Raw genomic sequence first — 2,650 nt, 5'->3', positions numbered from 1 at the left:
TAAGTATAACAAAGAACTAATCCTTCATAATCAACGCAACTGCCGAGGCATTCACTCCTTCTTCGCGACCTACGTAGCCGAGTTTTTCGTTGGTGGTTGCTTTGATGGATACATCTTCTTCGGAGATGTTCATCAACGGAGCAAGCACTTTTTTCATGGCATCTATATGCGGATTTACTTTCGGGCGCTCCAGACAAACGGTGCAATCTACATTGCCAACCTTCCAGCCTCTCTCATGTAACATGTGTGTTACTTCTTTCAGAAAGAATTTACTGTCCATGCCCTTCCAACGATTGTCGGTATTAGCAAAGTGAAAACCTATATCACGCAGGTTGGCAGCACCTAACAGCGCATCGCATATAGCATGGATCAACACATCAGCATCCGAGTGTCCTACAGCTCCTTTGGTTGCCGGTAATTTTATACCACCTAACCAGAAGTCTCTGCCTTCTTCCAGCTCGTGCACATCGAAGCCCATTCCTACGCGTATCTTCATTAGCAATTATTTTTTTAAATCCATGGCGCAAAGGCCCACTAAGTAAATGCACGCAAAGTTGCACAAAGAAATTGTATTTACTTCAGAAATATATTCGAAGGATACTTCACTTTTACAAGATATAGTCCATAGGGTGGCACGTTGGCTCCGGCCTTTCTTCGATCACGACTATGAAGTATATCCTGAAAATCCTTCACTGAGGTTTTACCTATGCCAACATCTAATAGCGTGCCCACGGTTGCCCGCACCATGCCGCGCAAAAAACGATTTGCTGTTATAGTAAACTCCAGCATGGCACCATGTTCTTTCCACTCAGCCTTCTTTATATCACACCGAAAATTATTTACATCGGTTTTTACTTTGCTCAAACTTTCAAAATCATGTGTACCAATCATCAAACCGGCAGCCTTGTTCATCAGCGTTATGTCCAGTTCACGAAAGTAATGTAATGCCAGTCCCTCGAGGAAGGGATCTTTTTGCGTGGTAATACGGTATATATAGCTTCGTTCTGTTGCATCGTATCGCGCATGAGCCTCATCTTTTACACGTTGAATAGATGGTATAGAAATATCTTTCGGCAAAAAAGAATTTAGCTTCAACATGAGTTTCTGCTGATCAAATTCTTTTTCAATATCAGCATGAAAAAACTGTTGCACGCAATGTACACCTGTATCGGTACGACCACTCCCAACTATAGCAATCTCCTGCCTCAATAATTTTGAAAGTGCATCCTCCACCACAGCCTGCACCCCCATAGCATTATTCTGACTCTGCCAGCCGCTATAGTTTTTACCGTTATAGGAGATCTCGAAGAAAAAACGCATTTAATTTTAGAAGTAAGAAGCCAGAAGTAAGAAGTAAGAATAATGCAAGGTGTAAAATTTAAATACTACTACTATTTAGATGATTCGATTGCTTTTAAATAGGCGTTTAGAAGTTTACTTACTTCTTCGGATAGTTTCTCCATATTTTTGTCTGCACCATAATCTAAATCAATTGAAAGTAAAATGTAGTAGCGGCACTCCTCAAGAGAACCTTGGGCGATATTCAATATTCTTATTTTATCAGGTTTAGTTCTTTTCGCAAAACCTTCGGCAATATTAGCTGCAATAGACGTTGCCGCTCTCCTAAATTGTGAAGTAAGAAAATAACGCTCTTCCTTCGGAAAAACACTGGTATATTTATAGACTGACAAAACAAATTGGTGTGCTCGTTGCCAAACAATAAGATCCTGAAAACTCTTTGATGTACTCATAACGGTAATTAAATAAATGGTTGAAAAAATTACTTCTTACTTCTTAAACTTTCTCAAATATCACCGCTGCCCCCTGCCCTACACCAATACACATCGTAGCTAGTCCATAGCGCACGTTGCGTTTCTTCATTTCATTAAGAAGAGTTGCGCTGATGCGAACACCACTGCAGCCGAGCGGGTGGCCAATTGCTATAGCCCCACCGTTGACGTTGACGGTTTCAGGATCAAGGTTGAGATCGCGCATGCAGGCTATAGATTGAGAAGCAAAAGCTTCGTTGAGTTCCGTGAGCCCTATATCGGTAATTTTTAGCTTGGCACGTTGCAATGCTTTTTGTGTAGCAGGCACAGGACCAATGCCCATGTAGGCAGGATCAACCCCGGCTATCGCTGTTGATACAACTCTGGCAACCGGGGTGAGATTAAATTTCTTTACTGCATCTTCAGAAGCTAACAGGCATGCAGCAGCACCATCATTTATACCGGAAGAATTACCGGCAGTTACTGATCCGTTCTCCTGGAAAGCAGGTTTGAGTACTGCCAGTTTCTCGAGTGAAGTAATGCGCGGATGTTCATCTTTCTCAAAGAGAAAAAATTCATCGCGGGGTTTAGCCACAGGCACTGGTACAATTTCGTCTTTAAATTTTCCCGCTTCGTAAGCAGCCTGGTATCGCTTCTGCGATTGTAATGCAAAAGCATCCTGCTCTTCGCGACTTACTTTCCATTTGTTTGCTACATTCTCTGCTGTTTCGCCCATGGAGTATGGATAGTATAGCTTGGAAAGCCTGGAGTTTATAAACCTCCATCCCAATGTTGTATCAATCAACTCCTGCTTGCGACCGAAAGGTTCTTCTGCTTTGGCCATTACAAACGGAGCGCGCGTCATACTCTCTACACCACCC

At 42.5% G+C, this 2,650-nt stretch carries 4 protein-coding genes; all 4 read right to left on the bottom strand.

What is annotated here, in order from left to right; all coding sequences use genetic code 11:
• Positions 1-16: 16 nt before the first annotated feature.
• Complete coding sequence (ispF, locus tag VIN08_RS15770; protein ID WP_331967013.1) at positions 17-496, bottom strand: 2-C-methyl-D-erythritol 2,4-cyclodiphosphate synthase; 480 nt, start codon at positions 494-496, stop codon at positions 17-19.
• A 77-nt stretch (positions 497-573) separates the two neighbouring features.
• Positions 574-1,320 carry a tRNA pseudouridine(38-40) synthase TruA gene (gene truA, locus VIN08_RS15765; RefSeq protein WP_331967012.1) on the bottom strand — a complete coding sequence of 249 codons (747 nt, stop codon included), beginning with the start codon at positions 1,318-1,320 and terminating at the stop codon, positions 574-576.
• Between the two features lie 71 nt (positions 1,321-1,391).
• A complete protein-coding gene (locus VIN08_RS15760; RefSeq protein WP_331967010.1) occupies positions 1,392-1,751 on the bottom strand; it encodes a four helix bundle protein in 360 nt (119 codons plus the stop codon).
• A gap of 43 nt (positions 1,752-1,794) precedes the next feature.
• Positions 1,795-2,650 (bottom strand): thiolase family protein (locus VIN08_RS15755; protein WP_331967008.1); only part of this gene is annotated, 856 nt, incomplete at its 5' end.

The sequence above is a fragment of the Ohtaekwangia sp. genome, assembly GCF_036568665.1.
In the GTDB taxonomy this organism is placed as follows: Bacteria; Bacteroidota; Bacteroidia; order Cytophagales; family Cyclobacteriaceae; genus Ohtaekwangia.
This window is presented reverse-complemented; position numbering and strand designations above follow the sequence as displayed.

What these genes read in the sequence shown, in the direction of transcription:
- ispF (WP_331967013.1), bottom strand. Translation starts at nt 496, where the DNA reads ATGAAGATACGCGTAGGAATGGGCTTCGATGTGCACGAGCTGGAAGAA.
- truA (WP_331967012.1), bottom strand. Translation starts at nt 1,320, where the DNA reads ATGCGTTTTTTCTTCGAGATCTCCTATAACGGTAAAAACTATAGCGGC.
- VIN08_RS15760 (WP_331967010.1), bottom strand. Translation starts at nt 1,751, where the DNA reads ATGAGTACATCAAAGAGTTTTCAGGATCTTATTGTTTGGCAACGAGCA.